This window comes from Nocardia canadensis, from assembly GCF_032656385.1.
GTDB classification, from domain to species: Bacteria; Actinomycetota; Actinomycetes; order Mycobacteriales; family Mycobacteriaceae; genus Nocardia; species Nocardia canadensis.
The window spans coordinates 1368793-1391295 of sequence record NZ_JAVCWB010000008.1; the positions used below are offsets into that span (position 1 = coordinate 1368793).

General features: G+C 65.4%; 19 protein-coding genes and 1 pseudogene. 7 read left to right on the top strand and 13 right to left on the bottom strand.

Annotation, left to right across the window (positions count from 1 at the left end; genetic code table 11):
* The first annotated feature begins 8 nt into the window (after window positions 1-8).
* From Q7X29_RS20200 to Q7X29_RS20210, 3 genes are all read left to right on the top strand, one after another.
* Window positions 9-206, top strand: a complete 198-nt coding sequence (locus Q7X29_RS20200; RefSeq protein WP_316575047.1) for a ferredoxin — start codon at window positions 9-11, stop codon at window positions 204-206.
* On the top strand, window positions 203-1339 hold the full coding sequence (locus Q7X29_RS20205) for an NAD(P)/FAD-dependent oxidoreductase (protein WP_316575048.1): 1137 nt from the start codon (window positions 203-205) through the stop codon (window positions 1337-1339). Before Q7X29_RS20200 ends, Q7X29_RS20205 begins: the two co-directional genes overlap by 4 nt.
* A gap of 279 nt (window positions 1340-1618) precedes the next feature.
* The gene (locus Q7X29_RS20210; protein ID WP_316575049.1) at window positions 1619-2725 is read left to right on the top strand and encodes an MlaD family protein; all 1107 of its coding nucleotides are present in this window, start codon (window positions 1619-1621) and stop codon (window positions 2723-2725) included.
* Window positions 2726-2880: 155 nt separating this feature from the next.
* On the opposite strand, the pseudogene Q7X29_RS20215 reads toward Q7X29_RS20210, so the two are convergent.
* A pseudogene (locus Q7X29_RS20215) lies at window positions 2881-3526 on the bottom strand (transposase).
* Between the two features lie 333 nt (window positions 3527-3859).
* Window positions 3860-5263: an amidohydrolase family protein gene (locus Q7X29_RS20220; protein ID WP_316575050.1), complete on the bottom strand. Its 1404-nt coding sequence runs from the start codon at window positions 5261-5263 to the stop codon at window positions 3860-3862.
* A gap of 792 nt (window positions 5264-6055) precedes the next feature.
* On the opposite strand from Q7X29_RS20220, the gene Q7X29_RS20225 reads away from it, so the two are divergent.
* A complete protein-coding gene (locus Q7X29_RS20225; protein ID WP_316575051.1) occupies window positions 6056-8038 on the top strand; it encodes a sensor histidine kinase in 1983 nt (660 codons plus the stop codon).
* A 91-nt stretch (window positions 8039-8129) separates the two neighbouring features.
* Here Q7X29_RS20225 and Q7X29_RS20230 read toward each other — a convergent pair whose 3' ends face one another.
* Entirely contained in the window at window positions 8130-9662 is a 1533-nt protein-coding gene (locus Q7X29_RS20230; RefSeq protein ID WP_316575052.1) for an MFS transporter, read from the bottom strand.
* Between the two features lie 466 nt (window positions 9663-10128).
* Between Q7X29_RS20230 and Q7X29_RS20235 the strand changes: the two genes are divergently transcribed.
* A complete protein-coding gene (locus Q7X29_RS20235) occupies window positions 10129-10788 on the top strand; it encodes a TetR/AcrR family transcriptional regulator (RefSeq protein ID WP_316575053.1) in 660 nt (219 codons plus the stop codon).
* Window positions 10789-11189: 401 nt separating this feature from the next.
* Here Q7X29_RS20235 and Q7X29_RS20240 read toward each other — a convergent pair whose 3' ends face one another.
* Window positions 11190-11744 carry a cutinase family protein gene (locus Q7X29_RS20240; RefSeq protein ID WP_316575054.1) on the bottom strand — a complete coding sequence of 185 codons (555 nt, stop codon included), beginning with the start codon at window positions 11742-11744 and terminating at the stop codon, window positions 11190-11192.
* 1539 nt (window positions 11745-13283) lie between these two features.
* On the opposite strand from Q7X29_RS20240, the gene Q7X29_RS20245 reads away from it, so the two are divergent.
* Window positions 13284-13931 carry a helix-turn-helix domain-containing protein gene (locus Q7X29_RS20245; RefSeq protein ID WP_316575055.1) on the top strand — a complete coding sequence of 216 codons (648 nt, stop codon included), beginning with the start codon at window positions 13284-13286 and terminating at the stop codon, window positions 13929-13931.
* 197 nt (window positions 13932-14128) lie between these two features.
* The gene (locus Q7X29_RS20250) at window positions 14129-14773 is read left to right on the top strand and encodes an NUDIX hydrolase (protein WP_316575056.1); all 645 of its coding nucleotides are present in this window, start codon (window positions 14129-14131) and stop codon (window positions 14771-14773) included.
* A gap of 218 nt (window positions 14774-14991) precedes the next feature.
* Here the strand turns inward: Q7X29_RS20250 and paaK are convergent, their stop codons facing one another.
* From paaK to Q7X29_RS20295, 9 genes are read right to left on the bottom strand one after another with little or no spacing between them, the layout of a single operon-like run.
* Window positions 14992-16302: a phenylacetate--CoA ligase PaaK gene (gene paaK / locus Q7X29_RS20255; RefSeq protein WP_316575057.1), complete on the bottom strand. Its 1311-nt coding sequence runs from the start codon at window positions 16300-16302 to the stop codon at window positions 14992-14994.
* Window positions 16303-16322: 20 nt separating this feature from the next.
* Window positions 16323-17417, bottom strand: a complete 1095-nt coding sequence (gene paaE, locus Q7X29_RS20260; protein ID WP_316575394.1) for a 1,2-phenylacetyl-CoA epoxidase subunit PaaE — start codon at window positions 17415-17417, stop codon at window positions 16323-16325.
* A gap of 2 nt (window positions 17418-17419) precedes the next feature.
* The gene (gene paaD / locus Q7X29_RS20265) at window positions 17420-17923 is read right to left on the bottom strand and encodes a 1,2-phenylacetyl-CoA epoxidase subunit PaaD (RefSeq protein WP_394358709.1); all 504 of its coding nucleotides are present in this window, start codon (window positions 17921-17923) and stop codon (window positions 17420-17422) included.
* 2 nt (window positions 17924-17925) lie between these two features.
* A complete protein-coding gene (paaC, locus tag Q7X29_RS20270) occupies window positions 17926-18840 on the bottom strand; it encodes a 1,2-phenylacetyl-CoA epoxidase subunit PaaC (RefSeq protein WP_316575059.1) in 915 nt (304 codons plus the stop codon).
* A 7-nt stretch (window positions 18841-18847) separates the two neighbouring features.
* The gene (paaB, locus tag Q7X29_RS20275; RefSeq protein WP_316575060.1) at window positions 18848-19150 is read right to left on the bottom strand and encodes a 1,2-phenylacetyl-CoA epoxidase subunit PaaB; all 303 of its coding nucleotides are present in this window, start codon (window positions 19148-19150) and stop codon (window positions 18848-18850) included.
* The gene (paaA, locus tag Q7X29_RS20280) at window positions 19150-20088 is read right to left on the bottom strand and encodes a 1,2-phenylacetyl-CoA epoxidase subunit PaaA (protein WP_316575061.1); all 939 of its coding nucleotides are present in this window, start codon (window positions 20086-20088) and stop codon (window positions 19150-19152) included. The genes paaB and paaA overlap by 1 nt, the downstream gene beginning before the upstream one ends.
* 10 nt (window positions 20089-20098) lie before the next feature.
* Window positions 20099-20896 (bottom strand): enoyl-CoA hydratase-related protein, encoded by a 798-nt coding sequence (locus Q7X29_RS20285; protein WP_316575062.1) that lies wholly within the window; start codon window positions 20894-20896, stop codon window positions 20099-20101.
* Window positions 20893-21765, bottom strand: a complete 873-nt coding sequence (locus Q7X29_RS20290; RefSeq protein WP_316575063.1) for a 3-hydroxyacyl-CoA dehydrogenase family protein — start codon at window positions 21763-21765, stop codon at window positions 20893-20895. The genes Q7X29_RS20285 and Q7X29_RS20290 overlap by 4 nt, the downstream gene beginning before the upstream one ends.
* Window positions 21762-22499, bottom strand: coding sequence for an enoyl-CoA hydratase/isomerase family protein (locus Q7X29_RS20295; protein ID WP_316575395.1), 738 nt, complete (start codon window positions 22497-22499; stop codon window positions 21762-21764). Before Q7X29_RS20295 ends, Q7X29_RS20290 begins: the two co-directional genes overlap by 4 nt.
* Window positions 22500-22503: the final 4 nt, after the last annotated feature.

Consider the following 22503-nt stretch of genomic DNA (forward strand, 5'->3'; position numbering starts at 1 on the left):
GTTCTCCGATGAAAATTACCGTTGACTACCCTCGATGCGAGGGTCATGGGCTCTGCGCCGAACAAGCCCCCACCGTATTCGGTCTCGATGACGAGGGCGAATTGATCTATCACTTCGACGGCACGGATGTCCCCGATGCGCACATCGCTATCGCACGCGCCGCCATCAATTCCTGCCCGGTCGCCGCTCTGCGAGAGCAGCGATGAGCCAACCCGCCGCAGTCGTCATCGTCGGCGATTCGATCGCCGGCGTGACGGCCGCACGTGAACTGCGCGCCCTGGGCCACGGTGGCCGGATAACTCTCGTCGGAGCCGATCCACACGGCGCCTACTCCCGGCCTCCACTGTCGAAAGCCGTGCTCAAAGACGACTCCGCGGACAACACGCTCAGCTATCACCTCGACGGTCTCGACGTCGAGGAGCTGCGTTCGTCAGCCACCAGCGCGGATCTCGACCACAAACGAATCGCCACCGCTGGCGGACACCTCGTGGACTACGACGCGCTTATCATCGCCACCGGCGCGCAAGCGCGGCGCCTCGCCCAGCCAGGCCAGCACGGTGAGTTCGTACTCCGGACACTCGACGACGCGCTCGCCCTGCGGACGCGGCTCGACACGGCCGCTTCAGCGATCGTTGTCGGCGCGGGATTCCTCGGCATGGAGGTGGCCAGCGCCTGCGTCGCCCGGGAGATCCCGGTGACCGTCGTCGATGTCGACCGCCCACTCGAACGGGTTCTCGGGCCCTATCTGTCAACGCTGATCACCGAACGCGCGGAGCGAAGCGGTGTTCGAGTCATCCGAACGCCGGGCCATGTTTCCCTGTCCGGAAATCCGGTACGGGGTATCGCCCTGCCTGACGGTACCGAACTGTCGGCGGACATCGTGGTGAGTTGCGTGGGAGAAACGCCCAATACGGCCTGGTTACAGGGCACCGGCTTGGCCGATCACATCGGCATCGGAATCGATGAGACCTGCGCTACCGCCATCCCGGATGTCTACGCCGCGGGCGACGTGGCCTACCTGCGGGAAACGGCTAACCGGTCCGCTTTCTGGTCCAACGCCGTCGCGCAGGGACGGGTCGCCGCGGCGTCAGCGCTCGGTCACACACCGACATCGGCACCCGGTGATGACTACTTCTGGACAGAGATCCTCGGAATGAGCATCAAAGTCCTCGGGTCCCTGCCGTTACGCGGCGCACCGAGCCACATCGACGGCGACCCAGCCGCCGGGTCCGCCCTGCTCATCTGGAACCGCGTCAGCGAAAGCCCCACGCTTGTCGCCTATGGCATCCGCAAGCCGGTCACGAGGCTCCGCACGATGGCTGCCTCGCTGACTCCCTGAGGCCCAGGTCATCGACTGCCGCTTCATCGCCGCGTACCGCCGTCCGATCGAGACGAAACCTCCGCGAATTCCGCACTACCAGCTCCATTATCGGATACGCTGTTGCCGTATCAATCGCAGCGCCCATACCTCCGTTTCACTGACGTCCTCGACGTCGACGAGCGAGCACGCCGGGCGCCGACGACTGAGCCGCATCAACGCTGCGGAGCACTCGATCTCACAGCCAATGAGCAGGCCGCAGCGGCATGAGTCGTCTCCGACAATCGGAAGGAACAACCAGTGGGATTTCTGCGGAGCTCGGTGGCGGACCCCATACTCATAATTGCGGTAGGCGCGGTGGCCGCGGCGCTGACGAGCTGCTCGGCGTTCTCCGCCGATGACGCGCTCGGCCGCACGACCAAGATCACCGCGGACTTCGAGAACATCGCGGGCATGTACGAGGGCAACGAGGTCATGGTCCTCGGCCTCGCGGTCGGCAAGGTCGACAAGATCGTCCCCAAGGGCACCTACGTCGAGGTCCACATGACCATCGACGCGGGCGTGAAGATCCCGAAGGAGGCGATCGCCGCGATCGTCTCGCCCTCGATCGTCACCGACCGGCACATCGAGATCACCCCGCCCTACACCGGCGGCGAGGAGATGGAGTCGGGCCAGCACCTGACCAAGGCCAGCACCAGGACCCCGGTCGAGCTGGACACGATGATCAAGACCATCGATCAGTTCTCCGCCTCGCTCAAGCCCGAAGAGGGCCAGGAAGGGCTCGGCCCGCTCTCGGGCCGGGTGCTGTACCCGGTACTCAACGGCAACGGGCAGAAGATCCGCGAGACCCTCGACGCGCTGTCGGCGGCTCTCAAGGTCGGCGTCGACAACAAGGACGCGATCTCCAACATCATCATCAAGCTCAACGAGCTGACGACGATGCTGGCCGACAACGACCAGTCGGTGCGCGACTTCAGCGATCGGGTGACCGCGATGTCGGGCCTGCTGGCCGAGCAGGCCCCCGGCCTGCAGGCCACGCTGGACCAGCTCAACGCCTTCCTGGCCAACACCTCGACGATGTTCGGCGAGCACGCCGACGAGCTGTCGACCTCGCTGACGGGGCTGACCAACGTCACCAACCAGCTGCGCGCCAACTCCGGCGCCATGGTCGAGATCGTCGACATCGTGCCGCTGCTGATGCAGAACATCGATGGCGCCATGGACAAAGACGGAAGGTTCTTCCGCTCCCATATGTTGATCGGCCCCGCTCTCTCGGGCGAGATCATCAGCGTGTTCTGTGAGCGAGTCCAGATGCGCGCGGACGGCTGCCGATCCGGCAACATGCAAGAATTCGGCCCCGACTACGGACTCACCGCCGCGTTGCTTGGGCTGACAAAGACAAAATAGTCACCGTCGCTGCACACCGCAGGCTCCGCATACCCGAGCATTTCGGCCCCCGCGGCCACCAGCCAACATTCCCGGCCTCGCAGAGCGTCCTCAAAGCCGCTGCTGACGACTACTTAACGCCCCTGCTACTCCAGAACACTGCCATAGAGCTCCTATCAAGTTCGATTGCTGAGTCGTCGCCAGCAGATCAGCGCAACGGCGAGGTCGAGGAATCCTTGGTGAATGTCGGTGCGGCGTTCCCAACGGATCGTCAAACGCCGGTATTTGTGCAGCAAGGCCAGGGTTTGCTCGACGATCCAGCGGCCGGCGCTCACCTTGTCGCGGGTTCCTCGCCGCGGGATGTAGCCGGTGATCCGCCGGCGCTCGAGCTCGTCGTAGACCCGCGGATAGTCGTAGCCCTTGTCCGCGATCAGGGTCGTGATCTTCTCGCATGGTCGGCCGGGGCGTCCGCGTAGAGGCCGTACTCGGTTGAGTAGTTCAGGCAGCACGAGGTGGTCGTTGACGTTGGCCGCTGATTACACGACCGCGAGCGGAAGACCATTTCCGCAGGTCCGGATGTGGTGTTTCGCTCCACCCCTGCCGCCTGCCAGTCGCGTAGCCGCCGCCAGCAGGTCATGCCAGACCCGAATCCCAGTTCCTGAGGCAGGTCTTCCCACCCGATGCCGGTGACCAGCACGAACAAGATCCCTTGCAGGACAAGCCGTTCATCCGGGCTGGTCCCGGGGTGCCCAGAGCCTTGACCGGCAGTGGCGGTTCGATCACTCCCCAAAGCTGGTCGTCCACGATCCACGGCGCCGCCACAACGAAACATCCTGCACCACAACATGACTCATCGCTACCTGGCCAGAACCCGTCAAGAGCTCATAGCAAGCGTTTCCAGACCTCTACCCCGAAGCTTTCGAATGCTCGCAACATCGCCGGCATGGACGGACATCACTCGTGACGTCCCGCCGGCGGTACTGCGGCCCCGCCGTTGACGTATTCCGACTTTGCCTACGAAGAGTCGTCAGGCTGCAGCGTCAGCAGACGCCACAGCCTGAAAGATTGCCTACGCTACAACGATTTTCGATTACGCGGCCGAAACGGTCACGGCCAGCTACTCCACGCGGCTGGTGCCGCCTGGCCGCGGCTCTGCTATTGCTCGGTCCGGAGCCGGGTTTGCTGCCTGAGTTGTCGCTGCACCGCACGTCCGACAACGTTCCGCCGTAAACGGGCGAGCCGACCCGAGTCCCGGATCTTGCCGACGATCCGACTGCCCGAATCCTCCAACTCCGCTTGCACTTGGCCAGCGGGCTCAGTATGCAAGACAGAATGATCGCGTTTGCGCCACTTGCCGCCGATCATCACCGATTCGATATTGCCGGCGCCCGCGTGGAGCGCAGCGGCGACGGGATCGTGAAAGGACCAGAGGTTCAGCATTCGGGCGTCGACAACTACCAGGTCGGCTTTCATTCCTGGGCGTATGCAGCCGATTTGGTCGGCAAGCCCCAGCGCGCGGGCCCCTTCGACGGTCGCCCATGACAACGCCTGTCTCACGGTGATAGGGACACGCGGAAGCCCGAGACCGGACTGGTCGTACTCCGCTCGGTGCACTTCCCCCCTCGCTCGCGCGAGAGTCAGCCGAGCGCTGACGAGGATCTCGCCGGAAACGACCGCCTCGGTGTCCGTACCGAGCGACGGCGCGGATCCGAGCCGCAGCAGCTGCTCGGTGAGCCGCGTGCAATGCCCCTGACCGAGTTCGTTCTCCGGTGTCGACGTAAAGGTCACTCCAGCATCCGTCAGAGTTTCCACCCACGTGTCGGTCAAGCCGGTCCCATGAACGATGTTTGTGAGGGGGCTCCACAGGCCCGCCGAACGAACAGCCTCCCAACCCGGTCCGGGTGTGCCCGCACTCTGATGCATCGACGCGAGCAGCCCACGTTCGGCGGCTGCTCGTAGGTCAGCGATCGCCACGGCAGGCTTGGACAGCTGCGGTCCCTTGATGGCCATCCCCGCGGACAGCAAATCGGTAGCCCCGATCGGTCCGCTCAGTAGACGATCGATCTCGCTGACGTCATGTGCGCGGTCCAGGAGCGCGTGCGGGGTTCCGTGCATGAACACGGCCCGAATTCCGGCCTGCTGCAGTCCTTCGATCGCCGCGTCAGCGTGATCCGGCGTCCCACAATTGTGGCACCAGTCCCCGATCGTCGTCACGCCGGAGTTGATTTGACTGAGGGCGCCCGCCAAAGTACCGATTCGCATGTCTTCGGGCTGGTAGTGCCGCGCCGCTTCGCCGTGGGCGTGAGCAAGATATTCTGGCAGCGTCCAATCCGCGCCAGTGAGCCGCATCGCGGTCTGCCAGGTATGCAAATGCGCGTTGACAAGTCCAGGAATTACTATCCGGCCACCGAGGTCGACGAGCTCAGCGGCGTCGGCATCCAGACCGACGCCGACCGCAGCGATCTCGCCGCCGTCGACAAGGATGTCCACTCGTTCGGAATCGGGCCGTCCGGGCGCCATCGTCACGACCTCCGCGCCCCGCAGAATAGTACGGTTCATCGTTCGTCTTCCTGCAAGGCGAGGCGGGCCCAACTACTGGCGTCCGCCTCAGCAGCCTTGGCGGCTTGGCGCGGTTCGAGAGGTGTCGTAGCGAGGCCTGGTCGAGGTTCATCACCGCGAGGTCGACCTCCGCACAGATCGATCAGCCCGCATTCGAGAACAGCGAGGCGACCCGCGCGATGCGCGCCTTCGGCCCTGCACCTATCGAGACCGCACCGATACCGTCTCGCTCCCTCCGGCGCGCGAGCAATGCCATGGAACGAGTCCACAACAAGACCCGGCGCGAACTTCCCGCCGGGATTGCTCGAACCGCGCGCTATGCCGGGGTCGATGTCGTCAGTCACCACCATAATGGATACAGTGTTGCCGAAACATTTCCGGGTGTCAAGGTTCCACGCAGGCCGCAAAGCACCAACGATCACCGGGACATGATGCGTGGACGCCCGAGGCTGCGCGCCCGAGGTCCAACCCATCGATGAAGGCCACGGAGCCAACGACATTCACGACCCCATGTCGCGGCAGACCAGTTCGCGCCCCCGACGCAGACCGGCAGACCATGACCCGTCGGCAACGATCAACTCCACCTCGATATCGGCAACATCGTTGCCTATACGTCGCGCATGTGCCAGAGTCATGACCTCGAGCACAGTGATTCCACCGTGCGTCGGGCAGGCTCGGGGCTTGATCGTGGCTCTCTGGTTGCCCGGAGGCACTCGATATCCGCGCCGGCTCGGCGAGCATCACAGCCGCTTCGCCGCCGCTTGCGAAATCTATTCGTAAGGACCCACCTCGGTGACAATTCCGCCGAACATCGCAGCAGCGTTCCGCAGCGCCCGATTCACGGGCCGCGCCGGTGTCCGCGCACGCATACTGGCTGTCGCACTCATCCCTGGCATCGTCCTGCTCGGCGCGGGAACCATTTCCGCCGCGTACCTGGTCAGTGAAGGGAAGCGAGCCGCCCGGTGGGCACAGCTGGGTTCCGAAACCTCGCGCCCGGTGACGGATCTGATCCAAGCCGTTCAGGAAGAAAGACGAGTCTCACTGCTCCATCTGGCTGGTGACGTGTCCGCCGACCGCGGTTTACCGGCAGCCAGGACGGCGGTGGACGCCGCAGCCGGGACTATGCGCGAAGCAGCCCGCGAAGCCGCGATCATCCGCACCGATCTGCGCGACGAGATCACCTCGCTGATGGAAGTGCGCGATGGGCTCGCTTCGCTACGCCGCAGTATCGACGCGCGCTCCATCCCAGTGGAGCAGGGCTACTCGGCCTTCGCGATCTACTTCGACAACATCGTGCGTATTGCCGCGCTGTCGCCGCGGATGGCGCCGGACGCTGTGATTGCCGCTCGGTTGAGCGAGGGAAACCATCTGCTGCGCGCTGCCGAATCGATCGCGAGGTCTCAAATCATCGTCGAGATCGCGATGCGCCGGGAGCAGCCTCTGCCCACAGAACGGCTCGAAGTCGAGCATCGCATCGGTGAAGCCCAGGGCGAAATTTCCTATCTGAAATCAATCTTGCACGGACCTCATCGAGAGCGCCTACTGACTTTGGCCTCCAGCGCCGAATGGAATCGAGTGTCGAGCGGTAGCGAAGCCTTGTTGACGAGGTCGACGCCCGGCCAGACCGACTATCGGACCCTGGCGGCAAGATTTTCCAGCGACCTGCTGGACATCTGGGTGGACGAGACCACAGATTCGCACCACGATGCCGAACGCAAGGGCCAGGAGCTCGCGCAGCGATCGGTGTGGGGTGCAGCCGCAGCGTTGGCTACCACGATGGCAGCCCTTCTCGTCGCCGTATATTTGGCCAACCGTCTGATCGGCCGACTACGGCGATTGCGGCGCGCAACGCTCCACACCGCGGACCGTCGACTACCCAACACCATCACGAAGCTGACCGAAGGCGGCACGTTGGACACCGCCGACCTCACCCCGCTCCACTTCGGCTTCGACGAGATCGGCCAGGTCGCGGATGCCTTCAACCGCGCACACTCCGCAGCTGTTCATGCGGCAGCCGCCGAAGCCAAGACGCAGGCCGGAGTGCGCGCCGTGTTCCTCAACATCGCGCACCGTTCCCAGGTGATCGTGCACAAACAGCTCGAACTGATCGACCGCGCCGAGCACAAGGAACAGAACCCGGAGCGGCTCGACCTGTTGTTCCAGTTGGACCATCTCGCGACCCGTGCCCGACGCAACGCCGAGAACCTGTCCATCCTGGGCGGGGACGCACCCGGACGTCGATGGCGTCGCCCGGTCCAGCTGCTGGACATCGTGCGGGGAGCTGTTGCGGAGAGCGCGGACTACAAGCGGATTCGAATCGGTCGCATGCCGGAGCTCACCATCAGTGGCGCCAGCGTCGCCGATCTGATTCACTTGCTCGCCGAACTGACCGACAACGCGACCATGTTCTCGCCGCCCACGACCTATGTGAACATCTCGGCACATGTCATCGGCAAAGGGATCGCGATCGAGATCACCGACCAGGGCGTAGGCATGTCGGCTGCAGAATTGGCCGAGCGTAACGACACCTTGGCGACGGTGCAAGACTTCAGCGTCGCCGCGCTCTCGGATGACCCGCGTCTCGGCTTGTTCGTAGTCGGTCGACTGGCTGCGCGCCAGCAGGTCTCCGTGCGTCTGACGGAGTCGGAATACGGCGGAACGCGGGCGATCGTCCGGGTGCCGAGCATGCTCGTCGCCGATACGGGCCCCGTCGCGCTGCCGCCAGGCGACTACCCTCCGCCAGCTCAGGCTTCACCGAATCACGCGACCCACTGACGTGCCCGGAGTAGGCAATAGCACTGCACATCAACCACTTTCATCCGCTCGTAACCAGGACCGGCCGGCGACAGCTCGACTCGGCGGGTGGTCATTGCGGGGCAGTCTGTGTTCGAGGCGCGTGGATCAGTGCGCCGAGCGCGGCGACCGCGACGATGACCGCTACCACGACCAGCGATGCCGACAGTCCTTCGATGAAGGCCGAGCGAACGGCCATGGCCAAGGGCTCACCTTGTGGGCCCAGTTGCGCGGCGGCCTGCAGCCCGCCGGCCGCGGAGGATTCGACCGCGTGGGCGGCTGTGGGCGGCAGTTGCTCCAGGTCAGGCAGTGACGATTCGTAGCGACTTGCGTACACCGAGCCCATGAGAGCGATACCGATCGCGGCTCCCACTTCCCGGGTGGCGTCATTCATCGCGGACGCTACGCCTTGCTGGTCGGAGCGCAATGACCCGACGATGACCGAGGTGCCCACTGCGCTGGTCACACCCACCCCGAGGCCGGCGAGCACGAGCCCACCTAGAAAAGGAACATAGCCGGAATCGGTGTGCAGGAACGACAGCGCATAGATGCCTGCGGAAAGCAGGAACAGACCTGCGCTCATGACCACTCTGATCCCCAGCCGTTCCGTGAGTCGGGGAGTCAGCACACTTACCGGCATCACGACCAGCGCGATCGGGACCAGCGCTATCGCGCTCTTCAATGCGCTGTAGCCGAGGATCAGCTGCAGATACTGCAGACCGACGAAGAAGAAACCGAATATGGCGAGAAACTGGACCAGCACGGTGACCGCTCCAGCACGAAAGCCGGGAATACCGAAAAGGCGAGGATCGAGCAGCGCGTGCTTGTTCCGGAACCCGAGCACGGCGTACAGCGCCAGCGCCGCCGCGGAGATGGCGAAGCTTCCGACTACCGGACCGCTGGTCCAGCCGGCTTCGCTGCCTTCGATGATGCCGTAGACGAACGCCCCGATCGCGACCGCGCTCGTATAGGCACCGAAGTGGTCGAGGGGGTGACCTTCCTCGTCGCGGGTGTTGGGAGCGAGGGCCAACGCCAGCAACCCTCCGACCACTGCCATGACCGCGCTGGCCACGAAAATTGATCGCCAACTCCATACTTCGAGAAGCAGCCCGGCGAGGAGCATGCCGAGGATGGCGCCCGCGGCAGCGAATCCGGACCAGATCGCGACGCCATGAGTGCGCCGATCTGCCGGAAATGCCGCAGTGATGGTCGACAACGTACCCGGCATGATCATCGCAGCACCGATGCCCATCACCGCACGCCAAGCGATCAGCATCGATGTCGAATCGGCGAGTGCCGCCGCGGCCGACCCGATCGCGAAGACCACGGTGCCGCCGATCAGTACATCGCGGCGGCCGAACTTGTCACCGAGCGCACCGACCGGCAGAACCAGCGCAGCCAGCGCGACCGTATAGGCATCCGCGATCCAAGTCAGCGACGTCGTTGAGGCAGACAGGTCCACCGCCAGCTCGGGCATGGCCAGATTGAGCGCAGACACCGAGGCGACGACCAGCACCAAGCAGGTGCACATCGCCGTCAAGATGCCTCCGGTTCCTGCCCGCCCTCCCGGAGCCGCGTTTGCCGAGTTCGGCGCGGTTTTGTCCACGTCCACTCCTCGATGTCTCGGATTCGCGGCTCTGCCGACTGATGAGCCGTCGACTCACACGCACTTCCTGATGGGGTATCACTCATGAGGGTCGATCGATCGAGAGAGTGGTGGCGAAGCCGTCATGGACGACACCGGCCTCGCGGCAGACGAACGAAACTACGCCCGACACCCGACCTGCGGTCGACTTCACCTCGGCCGCAAGTCCGGACACGCGAACTCTCTCGAAAAGCGATGACACCGCAACCGATCGATACGGTACCACCGCTCCTGACGAATTCCTCATAAGCGTATCGATTGTCAGCGATCAGCACTTCACGCAGCTCCCGAGACGTCAGCCGACTGTCGGCGCAACCTCACCGTCACGCTTCCCGCCCGCACCCGTCCCCCCTTCGATCTGACGAGTTCGTCAGGACTGAATCCGGGGGCTATGCTGTTTGGTGACGTCACGCGAGAGGTGGGCAAGATGGCCGAGCAAACCGGAGTACCCAACCGCCTGGAACGACGTAAAGCGCGCACCCGCGCAGCGCTGATCAAGGCGGCGCAGGGGTTCCTCGCCGCGGGAAAACCCACTGTGCCCATCGTGGAAATCACGCAGGCCGCAGACGTCGGAATGGGCTCGTTCTACAATCACTTCCAGACACGCGAAGAATTGTTCGAGACCGCGCTGGAAGAGGCCCTCGACCTGCATGGCGCCGCGTTGGATGCGCTATGCGAACAGCTCGACGATCCAGCCCAGGTCTTTGCCCAGAGCTTCCGCCTCACCGGGCGCTTGCACCGCCGCGATCCAATCCTCAGCAAGGTGCTGCTGAACAACGGCCTACAACTCGCCCGCTCAGACAAAGGCCTAGCCCCCCGCGCCCGACGCGACATCGAGGCTGCAGTTCAGGCGGGCCGCTTCTCGGTCGCTGATTGCGAGCTGGCAATGACTGTCGTGTCCGGCGCCGCGATCTGTCTCGGCCAACTGCTTCACGCCCAGCCAGAACGCGACGACGGCAAGGCAACCGACCAGGTCGCAGCAGACCTCCTGCGAATGCTCGGCCTCTCCCGGGCGGATGCCGACGAAGTTTGCAGCCGCCCTCTCCCCGCCCTCGACACCCTCGCCCCTACCGACACCGCCGCCTGAACGGGCGATCGCGGACAACGGTATATTCGGGCAGACTTCCCAGGCCGTGGTGATCTGACGCTGCACCGCAACCTACCGACCACACATTCACAGAATCACTTTGCGGCGCACCGTGCGGTCAGCTACGCGCCTCACAACTCATGGCCCCTCGGCTACTTCGTACGTGTTGTCGTCCTGCAGCGAGTAGCCTCGCTGCAGGGCGGCTGACGATCGACGCGCTCTGACCACCGGTAAAGCTGCTTATCGGATGGCACCCTCACCCAAGCAGATTTCCACCAAGGCAGCTTGGGCCCGGTCACCGACATCACCAACCCCGACGGCACCCACACACAGGTCAACACTGTCGGCGGCAACACCAACGGCCGACCCGACAGCATCATCACCGAAGCAGACGGCAGCCGCTACGTCATCACCCACGACGGCACGCCGGTACCCATCGCGCGATCCGGGTTGGCATACAACGCGATCCCCGCCACCCGATCGGCCGGTACCGGCCCGTGGCCGGCGCCGACATCGCGGGCGAAGCTGGCCATCGCCTGGGCACCCTGGCTGTAACCGACACCGGCGAGCATCGTGTCCGGGCACGCCTCGAAGACCTCGCGTGCCGCTGCGTTGAGGTTGGCCCGAGCCCCGGACACCGAGGCCACGTACGGGTCAGAGCCGCCGCCGGGAACGATGCCGCCGAATCCCGCGGCGTAGCCGATGTAGGCGCGCTGCACGAGGGCTGGCACCGCGCCTACGCCCGGTCCGATCAGCGATCCGACGACGCCGGTGTCGGCGGTCGGGTCCGCGGTCAGAGATGACTGGCCGGTGCCTTGCACACCGAGGATGAACAGGGCAGGGCACCCGTGGATAGGGACCGCGACTGCGGGAGCCGCCGGTGAGCTGGCCGTGAGCACCGCCGCCCCGGCGATCGCTGCCGCCGCAGCGAGTGCCCGGGTCGGGTTCGCGGTCATTGACCGACTCCAACCCCGGCGCCGAACCCTGCGCCGATCGTGCCGCCAACTGCCCCGCCGACAGCGCCTGCCGGGACTCCGAGAATCGCCGCGCCCGCGGCAGCTCGGCGGCAGCGCCCAGTGCGGTGCCCGCGACCCCGCTGGTGACCTGTCCGATGACGGGAGCCGGGATCATGATGCCGAGGGCGGCGCCGGCGATCCCGCCGACCGTGCCGCCGACAAGCCCTCCGGCTACCGCGCCCAACGCGGCGGCCGGGGCACCGAGCACGGTCGCACCCGCCGCGCCGCCCAGTGCGGCGCCGCCCAGAGTCGCGCCGCTGACGCGATCGGAACGTCCGGCAGGGATACCGACCGAGTCCAGCGCTGTGGCGACCTGCGCCTCGGCGCCTGCCGCGGTGTTGTTGATGGTGTCGCGGACTTCCACCGGCAGCCAGTCCGGGCTCGGTGTCTGCCACTGCCCGATCCGGATCGTGTTCTCCGGCGGAACGATCGGTGCGACCGGCTCCACGGGGACAGGCAGATGCAGTTCCTCGATGCGTACCGGCTCCACCGGCTCGTCCACCTCGGGGGCGGGACGCGCCGGTCCGGTGCGAACCTGTTGCGGCTGTTCGTAGTACACCGGCAGAGTCGGCTCCGGGGCCGGTTCAGGAGCTGGTTGGTCGGGAGGCGGTGGTGGAGTGGGTGTTTCGGTTCCGGGCTGGGCCGGGCTGGTGACGCCTCCCTGGTCGGCCACCGCGGCCGCGGGCGAGCTCGCGTGGGCCGTGGCTGGGGCTGAGACGGCGATCGCGACGGGGATCGCTGCTGCCAGGAGCAGGGTGCTCCCGCGGCGCGCCAACCGGGTTCCCAGGTGAGGTTGTGCGGGGTTCGGATGGATGGTCGAGCCTGTTTCGGGCATGACGGACAGACCCTTTCTCGATGAAGGGCGGACGTGAACAGAGGCTGCTGGTGTTGCGCGGCAGTGGAATTGGGGCCGGTGGCCCTGTGCGCCCGGTCGGCTGGCGCCCGTCCGACCGGGCGGTGCTCTAGGGGGCGGGTCTCACAGCAGGTGCAGGGCCAGGTTGAGCACGTGGCCGGCCAGCGCGAGGCCGTTGTTCAGCAGTGCGAGCCCGGCGTTGATGTAGCTGGCGATCATGATGGGATCCACAAGTCGTCCTTTCTCGGATTGCATGGAATGGCTTACGTCTTCCATCCAAGCCACGAAATCTGTTGGGCCGCTAGTGCCTTACCTGATCTTGTTTCGATAGATCACCGAATGATCAGTTCGGAAGAATTGTTCTGGGCAGCAGATTTGCGCTGAGGTATCAGGAAAGGTTTCTTACCGCGCAGCGAGACGCTCGTTCCGGGAAGCACAAACGACACCGGATAGGCTTACCTACACAGCAATCGGCGAACATACTCATCCGCCATTCAGGACGACGCGGGCAAACTTGCCGCATGAAACCCCTTCTGGTAGAACAGGTCTCGTCACGAATTCGAAATATTCCGCTCAAACCGCTCATTCTGTGACTTCACTCACATTCTCCTGGGGGGGAGATATATATGAACGACCGAATTGCCAGGCCCCACGTTGGGCGTCAACGTCGACGTGCCCGCAACCGACCGAAGGTCTCGATCCCTCATCTCGGTACCACGATCGGGTGGATCCGAGATGATCTCGGACTTACCCAGGCCCAAGCGGTCGCAGCGGTCAACTTCAGCGCTGTGCACCTGGGACGTTTCGAACGCGGCGAGGCGAAGCCGCCCGCGGAGACCCTCGAGAAGATCATCAGCGGCTACCGCCTCGATCGTGATATGGCCTCCCATCTTCGCGAGCTCGCGGGGCCCGCGTTCATGCTGGCACCACCCGAGGCACTGCGCACCTACGTCCAGGCCGAGAAGTCCCTAATGCTCAACCTCGAACGCTTCCAAGCCCGCGCCATCCCGGCCACGTTCATCGACCCGTTCTGGAATCTGCTGGCGTACAACGCATTGTGCGTCGACGCCTTTCCCGGCATCGACGACTGCAACTCAGTGGCGGTGTGGGTGTTGGGCCACCAGGGCAGGGCCGTGATCCGCTACTACGAAGCCGAAGCTTCCTGGAGTGTCGCGATGCTTAAATCTGCCCTGGGGCGTCACCGCAGCTCGACACAGGCACAAGAACTCGTTTCCGCTCTTGCGCCGATCAGCGATGCTCGGCGGCTGCACTGACCACCGCTGCGCTGACCATCGCGAAAGACCACGGAGCGCGCACCGTCGACCTCACATCGACGCCGACGAAAGCCGCAGCCAACCACCTCTACCAGCAGCTCGGATTCACCGCACGCCAGTCCACGACCTACTGCGTGACCCCCTGACCGACGTCGAACCGTCACCCCCCGCAACGCCGACCAGACCGAAGGACCCGTATGGACAACGCTCACCCGACAGCTGAGGCCCAGATCCGCCAACACGCCATCGCTCTGGCCGCCCTCGCCCACAACGGCCTCATCTTCGCCACCGACGTCTTCGACCGGCAACGCTACGAACAGGCCGGCCAGATCGCCGCCGACCTGCTCGCGCTCATCAGCAATAGCACCGTCGAGAACCTGCACAAGAACGTGTTCCTCGAAAACGGTTACATGACACCCAAAGTCGACGTCCGAGGCGGCGTCTTCGACGACCAGGGCCGTATCCTGCTCATCCGCGACCGCAGCGACGAAAGATGGACTCTGCCCGGCGGATGGTGCGACGTCCTGGAACCCCCGTCACTCGCGGTCGAACGCGAAGTCGAGGAAGAATCCGGAATCACCGTGCGCGCCACCAAACTCGCCGCGCTGCACGACCGCGACGTGCAAGGCCACCAACCCGCCTTCCCCTACCACGTGTACAAGCTGTTCTTCCTGTGCGAGACCGTTTCCCACGGCCAACCCAGCCCGGTCGAGACCATGGAAATCGGCTGGTTCGACATCGACAACCTGCCCGAACTGTCGACCACCCGGGTACTCGACTCCCAAATCCGGCTTCTTCACGACCACTGGAACAAGCCCGAACTTCCAACCATGTTCGACTGACCACTCGTCGCCTCGGGCTGGTCACGGTTGTCGCTGCACGTCGCCCAGATACAAGCATCGTCGGTTGCTGAGCGATCCGCGATACCAAGAACCCTCACCGTCCTTCGAGGAAGGTGAGGGTTTTCTTGGGGTATCGGAAGGCTCGACATAGTTGATAGCTTCCGGCGTCGAGTCTATGCAGCCCCCTGGGCCCAGATCCACTCAATCGGATAACGGATCTACTTCGGGCGGTTGTCTACCAGCCGTCGCGCTTTGCCGACCGACCGCTCGATCGAGGCCGGGGGTAGTACATCCACGACGACACTAACGCCGATTCGGTGCTTGATCTGCTGTTTCAACACGACACCAGCCGCCGACCGTTCGTCGATGGAAGCATCGGAGCGACCTTCCACCCGAACAGTCAGTCGGTCGAGTCGTTCAGGCCGATCGAGGACGCATTCGAATTGCGGAGACAATGTCGGCACGCTGAGGATGAGTTCCTCGATCTGTGAAGGGAACAGGTTGACCCCGCGCAGGATGATCATGTCGTCGCTGCGCCCAGTGATTCTTTGCATGCGGCGCATGGTGCGGGCGGTACCGGGCAGCAGCCGGGTCAAGTCTCGGGTGCGATAGCGGATGACCGGGAAGGCTTCTTTGGTCAACGAAGTGAAGACCAGCTCGCCTTCTTCACCGTCGGGCAACACATCGCCGGTCTCCGGGTCGATCACCTCGGGGTAGAAGTGATCCTCCCAGATGTGGAGGCCGTCCTTGGTCTCCACGCATTCCATCGCGACGCCGGGGCCCATGATCTCCGAAAGCCCATAGATATCCACAGCCTCCACCCCTAGCTTCTGTTCGAGTTCGCCGCGCATGGACTCGGTCCACGGCTCGGCACCGAAGATTCCGGTTCTCAACGAGGTGGCGACCGGATCGATCCCCTGTTCGATCATGGCGTCGAGCATCGTCAGCATGTACGAGGGGGTGACCATGATCGCGTCAGGCCGGAAGTCCTGGATAACCTGGATCTGCCGATCGGTCATCCCACCGGACATCGGCACCACGGTGCAACCAAGACGCTCGGCGCCGTAGTGCGCGCCCAGTCCACCGGTGAACAGGCCGTATCCATAGGCGACATGAACCATGTCGCCGGGATTCACGCCGGCGGCGCGCAGGCTGCGGGCGATCAGATCGGCCCAGTTGTCGAGGTCGCGGCGGGTGTAGCCCACGACGGTCGGACGCCCGGTGGTGCCGGAGGAGGCGTGTATCCGGCTCACCTGATCGCGCGGCACAGCGAACATGCCGAACGGGTAGTTCGCTCGCAGTTCAGCCTTGCTCGTGAAAGGGAAGTGAGACAGGTCGGAAAGTTCGCGCAGGTCCGACGGGTGCACTCCGGCGGCGTCGAAGGCCGCGCGGTAGTGGGGAACGCTGTTGTAGGCATGATGCAACGACCAGCGCAGCCGGTCGAGCTGCAGAGCGCTGATGAGATCACGGTCGGCGAATTCGATGTCGGTGTCGGGCAGGTTCGCGGGCGCGGGAGCGGCGGTGCTCATAGCGGAATCCTTCAGGGCGGTCAGCGGTCGAAGTCGACTGTGAGGGTGTCGGTGGTCGGGTAGGTCTGGCAGGTGAGCACGAAGCCGGCGTCAACCTCGTCGTGGTCGAGTGCGTAGTTGCGTCGCATGTCGGCTTCGCCGTCGCAAATCCGTGCCCTGCAGGTGCCGCAGACGCCGCCCTTGCAGGCGAACGGCAGATCGGATCTGACCTGTTCGGCCGCGTCGAGGATGGTGCGGTCGCGCGGCAGGTCGGCGGTGGTGGAACGACCGTCCAAGGTGATGGTGACCCGGCTGGTAGGGCCGGACTGCCCAGCTTCGGGGTCCCGGTGCGGAGGCGGTGGGTCCTCCCCCACGTAGAACAGTTCGCGGTGGATGTGGTCCTGGGCCAGCCCGAGTTCGCCGAGCACGCTCACCGCGTCGGTGACCATGCCGAGAGGACCGCACAACCAGGCGTTGTCGAACGCATCGAGTGGCACCAGCTCGGTGAGAATGGCTCGGATGCGCTCGGCGTCCAAGCGGCCGGTGAACAACTCCACGTCGCGAGGTTCGCGGGAAAGCACATGGATCACCGATAGCCGAGCACCGTAACGATCCTTGAGATCGGCGAGTTCGTCGGCGAACATCACCGAGCGAGCGCGCCGGTTGCCGTAGAGCAGGGTGATCTGTGCGTCCGGGTTCGCGAGCACCGAGGCGGCGATGGACATCAGTGGTGTAATGCCGGAGCCCGCCCCGATGAGCAGGTGCCTGCCACCGGCTGTCGGGTCGACGGTGAAGGTGCCGGAAGGTTCCTGCACCTCCACACGGTCGCCCGGCGCTACCTCGTGAACGAGCCAAGGGGAGAACATCCCCGCCGACACTTCCCGCACGCCGACCCGCGGGGCCTGCCCGCGCGCGGCGCAGATCGAATACGAGCGCCGGTGCTCCACCCCGTCGACCTCACGACGCAGAGTGAGGAATTGGCCGGGACGAAAGTCGAACCGTTCGCGCAGCTCGTCGGGCACAGCGAAGGTGACGGCCACCGCGTCGTCGCAGAGCTGTTCGACTGCCGAGACAGTCAGCGCGTGAAATGCCGGCCTTCGGTGGGCCAGGCTAGGACGTTTCGATGCGGTGGTCATCGTCAGATCTCCTTGACATGGTCGAACGGCTCCTGACACGTCCGGCACCGATAGAGCGCCTTGCAGGCGGTGGCTCCGAATTCGGAGATGCGCTGGGTGTCCGGCGAATCGCAGCGAGGGCAGACCACCGTGCGTAGTGCAGGGGCCAGGGCCACAAAGACCGGTCCGCGGCGTGGCGCAGGCCCCGGCGGCGAGTAGCCGTGCTCGCGCAGCTTTTGGCGGCCTTCCTCGGTGATCCAGTCGCTGCTCCATGCCGGCGTGAGCACCGTGTCCACCCGTACCTGCGGGTAGCCGCCGCGGCGCAGCGTGCGCGTGATGTCGGCGCGGATCTCGGCCATAGCCGGACAGCCGGAGTAGGTCGGCGTGATCGTCACGACCACGGTGCCGTCCGCATCCGATCGGACCTCACGCAGCACGCCCAGGTCGTCCAGGGTCAGCATCGGCATCTCCGGATCGGGCACGGCCGCGGCGAGTTCCCGCGCGGCGTCGAGGGTGCCGGTAGCCACGGTCACCACCGGCCTTCCGGATGAGCGCGGGCTACGCTCTGCATCTCGGCGAGCAGGACGGTGAGGTCGTCGGAGTGTTCGCCCAGCCGACCGATCGGAGTGGACGGCGTAGCGCCCGTCCTGGACCCCATGACGAGACCAGCGGCGCCCAGGATGGCGACAAGGATCCGTTCGAAGTCGTCGGCCAGTGTGGCGGGGTCTGCCGCGATGCCCGCGGCGGCGAGCTCTCGCTCATCGCCGGTCGTCGCGAAGAGCTCGGCGACATACGGTTCCAGCGTTGTCAGCGCGTCCTCGGTGCGGCGCCGTGACTCCTCGGTGCCGTTGCCTAGCACCACCACCCAGCGCGCGGCGTAGTCACGGTGGTAGGTGAGCTCCTTGAGGCCCTTGTCCGCGATGGCGGACAGCACCGGATCCCCGGATGTGCGCAACCGGTCGAACAGCAGACTCCGCCAGGTGACGATGAGCAGCATCCGGACGACGGTGTGCGCGAAGTCGCCGTTGGCGAGCTCGCACAGCCGCATATTGCGGTAGTCCGATGCGTCCCGGAAGAACGCCAATGCGTCGTCGACAGGCACCGGCGAGGTCGATGAGATCACCGGCACCAGTGCGGAATCGGCGGCGGCGGCGCGGGCGAACAGCAGCCGCGCCTGCCCGACCAGGTCCAGCGCGATGTTGGCGAGGGCGACCTCTTCCTCGAGTTCTGGTGCGTGGGTGCACCACTGGGTGAGCCGCTGTGCGCTCACCAAGGCGTCGTCGGCGAGCGTCAGGCAGTAGCGCGCGAGCGTGCTGCGATCTACACCGGCGGGCACCGAGGTGTCGATGCCGGCCAGTGGATCGTCGAAGTCGCCGCCGAAGGCCCAGCGATCGTGGTCGTCGCTTTCCAGCAGGCCGGAGTAGGCGTTGTCGTGCTCGATCATGGCTGCCTCACATGTGCGGGACGGTGTCAGGGATGTCATAGAAGGTGGGGTGGCGGTAGACCTTGTCCCGGTTCGGCGCGAAGAAGGGGTCCTTCTCGCTCGGACTGGAGGCGGCGATGGTGTCGGAGCGCACCACCCACAGGCTCACGCCCTCGTTGCGGCGGGTGTAGACGTCGCGGGCGTGCCGCAGCGCCATCTCGTCGTCGGCGGCGTGCAGCGAGCCGACGTGGACGTGGTTGAGGCCGCGCTTGCCGCGTACGAACACCTCGTACAGCGGCCAGTCCGCGCGAATTCCATTGCTGCCGGGCATCATCGTGTTCCTTCCGCTTCACGCCGGGTGAAGGCGGCCGCGGCCGCACGCACCCAGGCGCCGTCGTTGTGGGCCGCTGCGCGCACCGCGATGCGCTCGGCGTTACAGGGGCCGTCACCGGAGATGACGCGGGTGAACTCGTCCCAGTCCGGGGTACCGAAATCGTGGTGCCCGCGACTCTCGTTCCACCGCAGTTCCGGGTCCGGCAGGCTGACACCCAACATGTCGGCTTGCGGCACGCTCATATCGACGAAGCGCTGGCGCAGTTCGTCGTTGGTGTGCCGCTTGATCCGCCACTGCATGGACTGCACGGTGTTGGGTGAGGCGTCGTCGGGCGGGCCGAACATCATCAAAGCCGGCCACCACCAGCGATTCACCGAGTCCTGCACCATCTCGCGCTGCTGAGCGGTGCCGCTCATCATGGTCATGAGCAGCTCGTAGCCCTGACGCTGATGAAAGGATTCCTCCTTGCAGACGCGCACCATTGCTCGCGCGTACGGTCCGAAAGAGCTGCGGCACAACGGAACCTGATTACAGATGGCCGCGCCGTCGACCAGCCAGCCGATCACGCCGACATCAGCGAAGGTAAGGCTGGGGTAGTTGAAGATGGACGAGTACTTCTGCGAGCCGGCGATCAGCCTGTCGGTCAGCTCACCGCGATCGATGCCGAGCGTCTCACCTGCGGAGTAGAGGTAGAGCCCATGGCCTGCCTCGTCCTGCACCTTGGCCATCAGAATCGCCTTGCGACGCAACGAGGGCGCGGAGGCGAGCCAGGCGCCTTCCGGCTGCATCCCGATGATCTCGGAATGCGCGTGCTGGGCGATCTGGCGGATCAAGGTGCGGCGGTAGGCATCCGGCATCCAGTCGCGCGGTTCGACTCGCTGCTCGGCGGCGACGATGTGATCGAATTCCGCTTGCAGGTTCTCGGTGGACGTCATCGAGGTCTCCTCATCGGCCCTTGAACTCGGGTGTGGTCTTGGCCAGGAACGCCGAAACCGCGGCGCGGTGGTCGTCGGTTGCGCCGAGGCGCTCCTGGATCTCTCGTTCACGCTCCAGCGCATCGGGCAGATCGGCGGCGCCGTTGCGAACGAGATCCTTGACCGCGGCGTAAGCGGCGGTCGGTCCGTTCGCGAGGCGAGTGGCAACGACGCGGGCGGTCTCGGCGAGCTGGGCCGCGGGTACTCGGCGATGTACCAGCCCCCACATCTCGGCCTGCTCAGCGGTAACCTTGTCACCTAGCATCAGCAGCCCGGTGGCGCGGCTCTCGCCGAGGCCGCGAACCAGGGAGTAGCTCAGCCCGGAGTCGCTCGCCAGCCCGATCCCGGTGAACGCGGTCGCGAAGGAGGCATCGGCGGCGGCGATCCGGATGTCGGCGGCCAGCGCCAGCCCGAAACCCGCGCCGACGCAGGCGCCGTTGATCGCGGCGACCACCGGGATCTCGAGCCCGGCCAGCGCAGTGATCAACGGGTTGTAGTGCTCGGCGATGGTGCCCATGGCGATCTCGGGGCTCTGACTCAAGGCATCGGCGTGCTCGGCGAGATCCTGGCCCACGCAGAAGTGCCTGCCCTCGGCGCGCAACAGCACAGCGCGCGCTGCCCGATCGGTCGCCGTCTCGCGGATCGCGGCGAGCAGGGCGTGTTTGAGCGCGGTGTTCAGCGCGTTGGCCGCGTCGGGCCGGGACAGCGTGATGGTGACGAGCCCGGCGTCACACGTGACGCGCACGGGATCGGCTGTCGTGGCACTCATCGCTTCTCCTTCATGGTGTCCCAGGTGTGGAAGCCGCTGCCGGTCTTGCGGCCGAGTTCGCCACGCGCAACTTTGTCCCGCAACAGTTGTGGCGGTTCGAAGCGCGGTCCGAGTTCGACGGCCAGATGCTCGGCGATTGCCAGCCGGACATCCAGCCCGACGAGATCGGTGGAACGCAGGGGGCCCATGGCGTGCCGGTAGCCCAGTTCCATCGCGCGATCGATAGCCTCGGCGTCGGCAACACCCTCCTCCAGCATTCGAATCGCCTCGAGCCCGAGGCAGACGCCGAGGCGGCTGGTCGCGAAGCCGGGGAAGTCGTTGACGACGATGTCTTCTTTTCCGAGAGCGGCGACCCAGTGGCGCGCGGCGGCCACGATGGAGGCTTCGGTCGCTTCCGAACGCACGATCTCGACCAGGCTCGAGGCAGGTACTGGGTTGAAGAAGTGCATACCGAGAAACCGGGAGGGGTCCGACAGCGCGGCTGCGAGATCACCGATAGGCAGCGAGCTGGTGTTGGAAGCGATCACGGTTTCGCGGGCTACGACCTTCTCCACAGTCGTCAGCACGTCGAGCTTGAGGGTGAGATCCTCGGGCACCGCCTCGATCACGAGAGCAGTGGCCGCGGGTAGGTCGTCGATCTCGGCGACCACGGTCACCCGGGCAAGCACCTCCTCGGGCGAGATCCCGGACAGCTTGCCCCGCAGTGCTGCCGCCTCGAGCCCGGCCTCGATGCGGCCGATGGCGGCTTCCCTGTCACCGGCCTCGGCGACGGTGACGGCGGCGCCGATGGTGGCGAACACCTGCGCAATCCCCGCGCCCATGCGGCCGCCGCCGACGACGGCGACGATATCCGGTGTCTGTTGTGTCATCGGTTCTTCCTCTCCAGGAACGCAGTCATGCGGTCGTATTTATCCGTGGTCTCGAACAGCACGGCTTGGGCGAGATCGTCGGCGAGGTGCCGCGGTGCACTGGCCTCGACGACGAGTTTGGTGAGCCGCAGCGCCAGCGCGGAGTTGCCCGCGATGCGGTCGAGCAGGTCGTGGCCGGCCTGCAGGTGGGTGCCGTCGGCGACGACCTCGAACACCAAGCCGCTGCGCAACGCGGTCTCGGCGTCGATGCGCGCGCCGGCGAGCAGCACTTGCTTGGCCAGCGAGGCTCCGACCAGGGCGGGCAGGCGGTATGCGGCACCGGCCGCGGCCATAATGCCCAGACCCGGTTCGGGATTGGCGAATACAGTTGTGGGTGTGGCGATCCGGATGTCGCAGGCATAGGCGAGTTCCGCTCCCCCGCCGATGGCGTATCCGTTGACCACTGCGACGGTAGGCAATGGCAGTCGGGCCAACCGGTCGAACAGATTGCGATTGATCCCCGCCAGCGCCGCATCGCGGTTGCGGTCGCGGAGTTCGACGATGTCGGCGCCACCGGCGAAGTGGTCCCCGCGGCCGGTCAGCAGCAGCAACTTCGGGTCGCGCTCCAGCCTCTCGCAGACTTGGTGCAGCTCGGCGACCATGGCCGTGTTGATCGCATTGCGTTGCGCTGGGCGGTCCAAGGTCACGGTGATCCGATCGCCGGTCTCGGTGACCTCGATCGTCTGGAATTGCATGGCC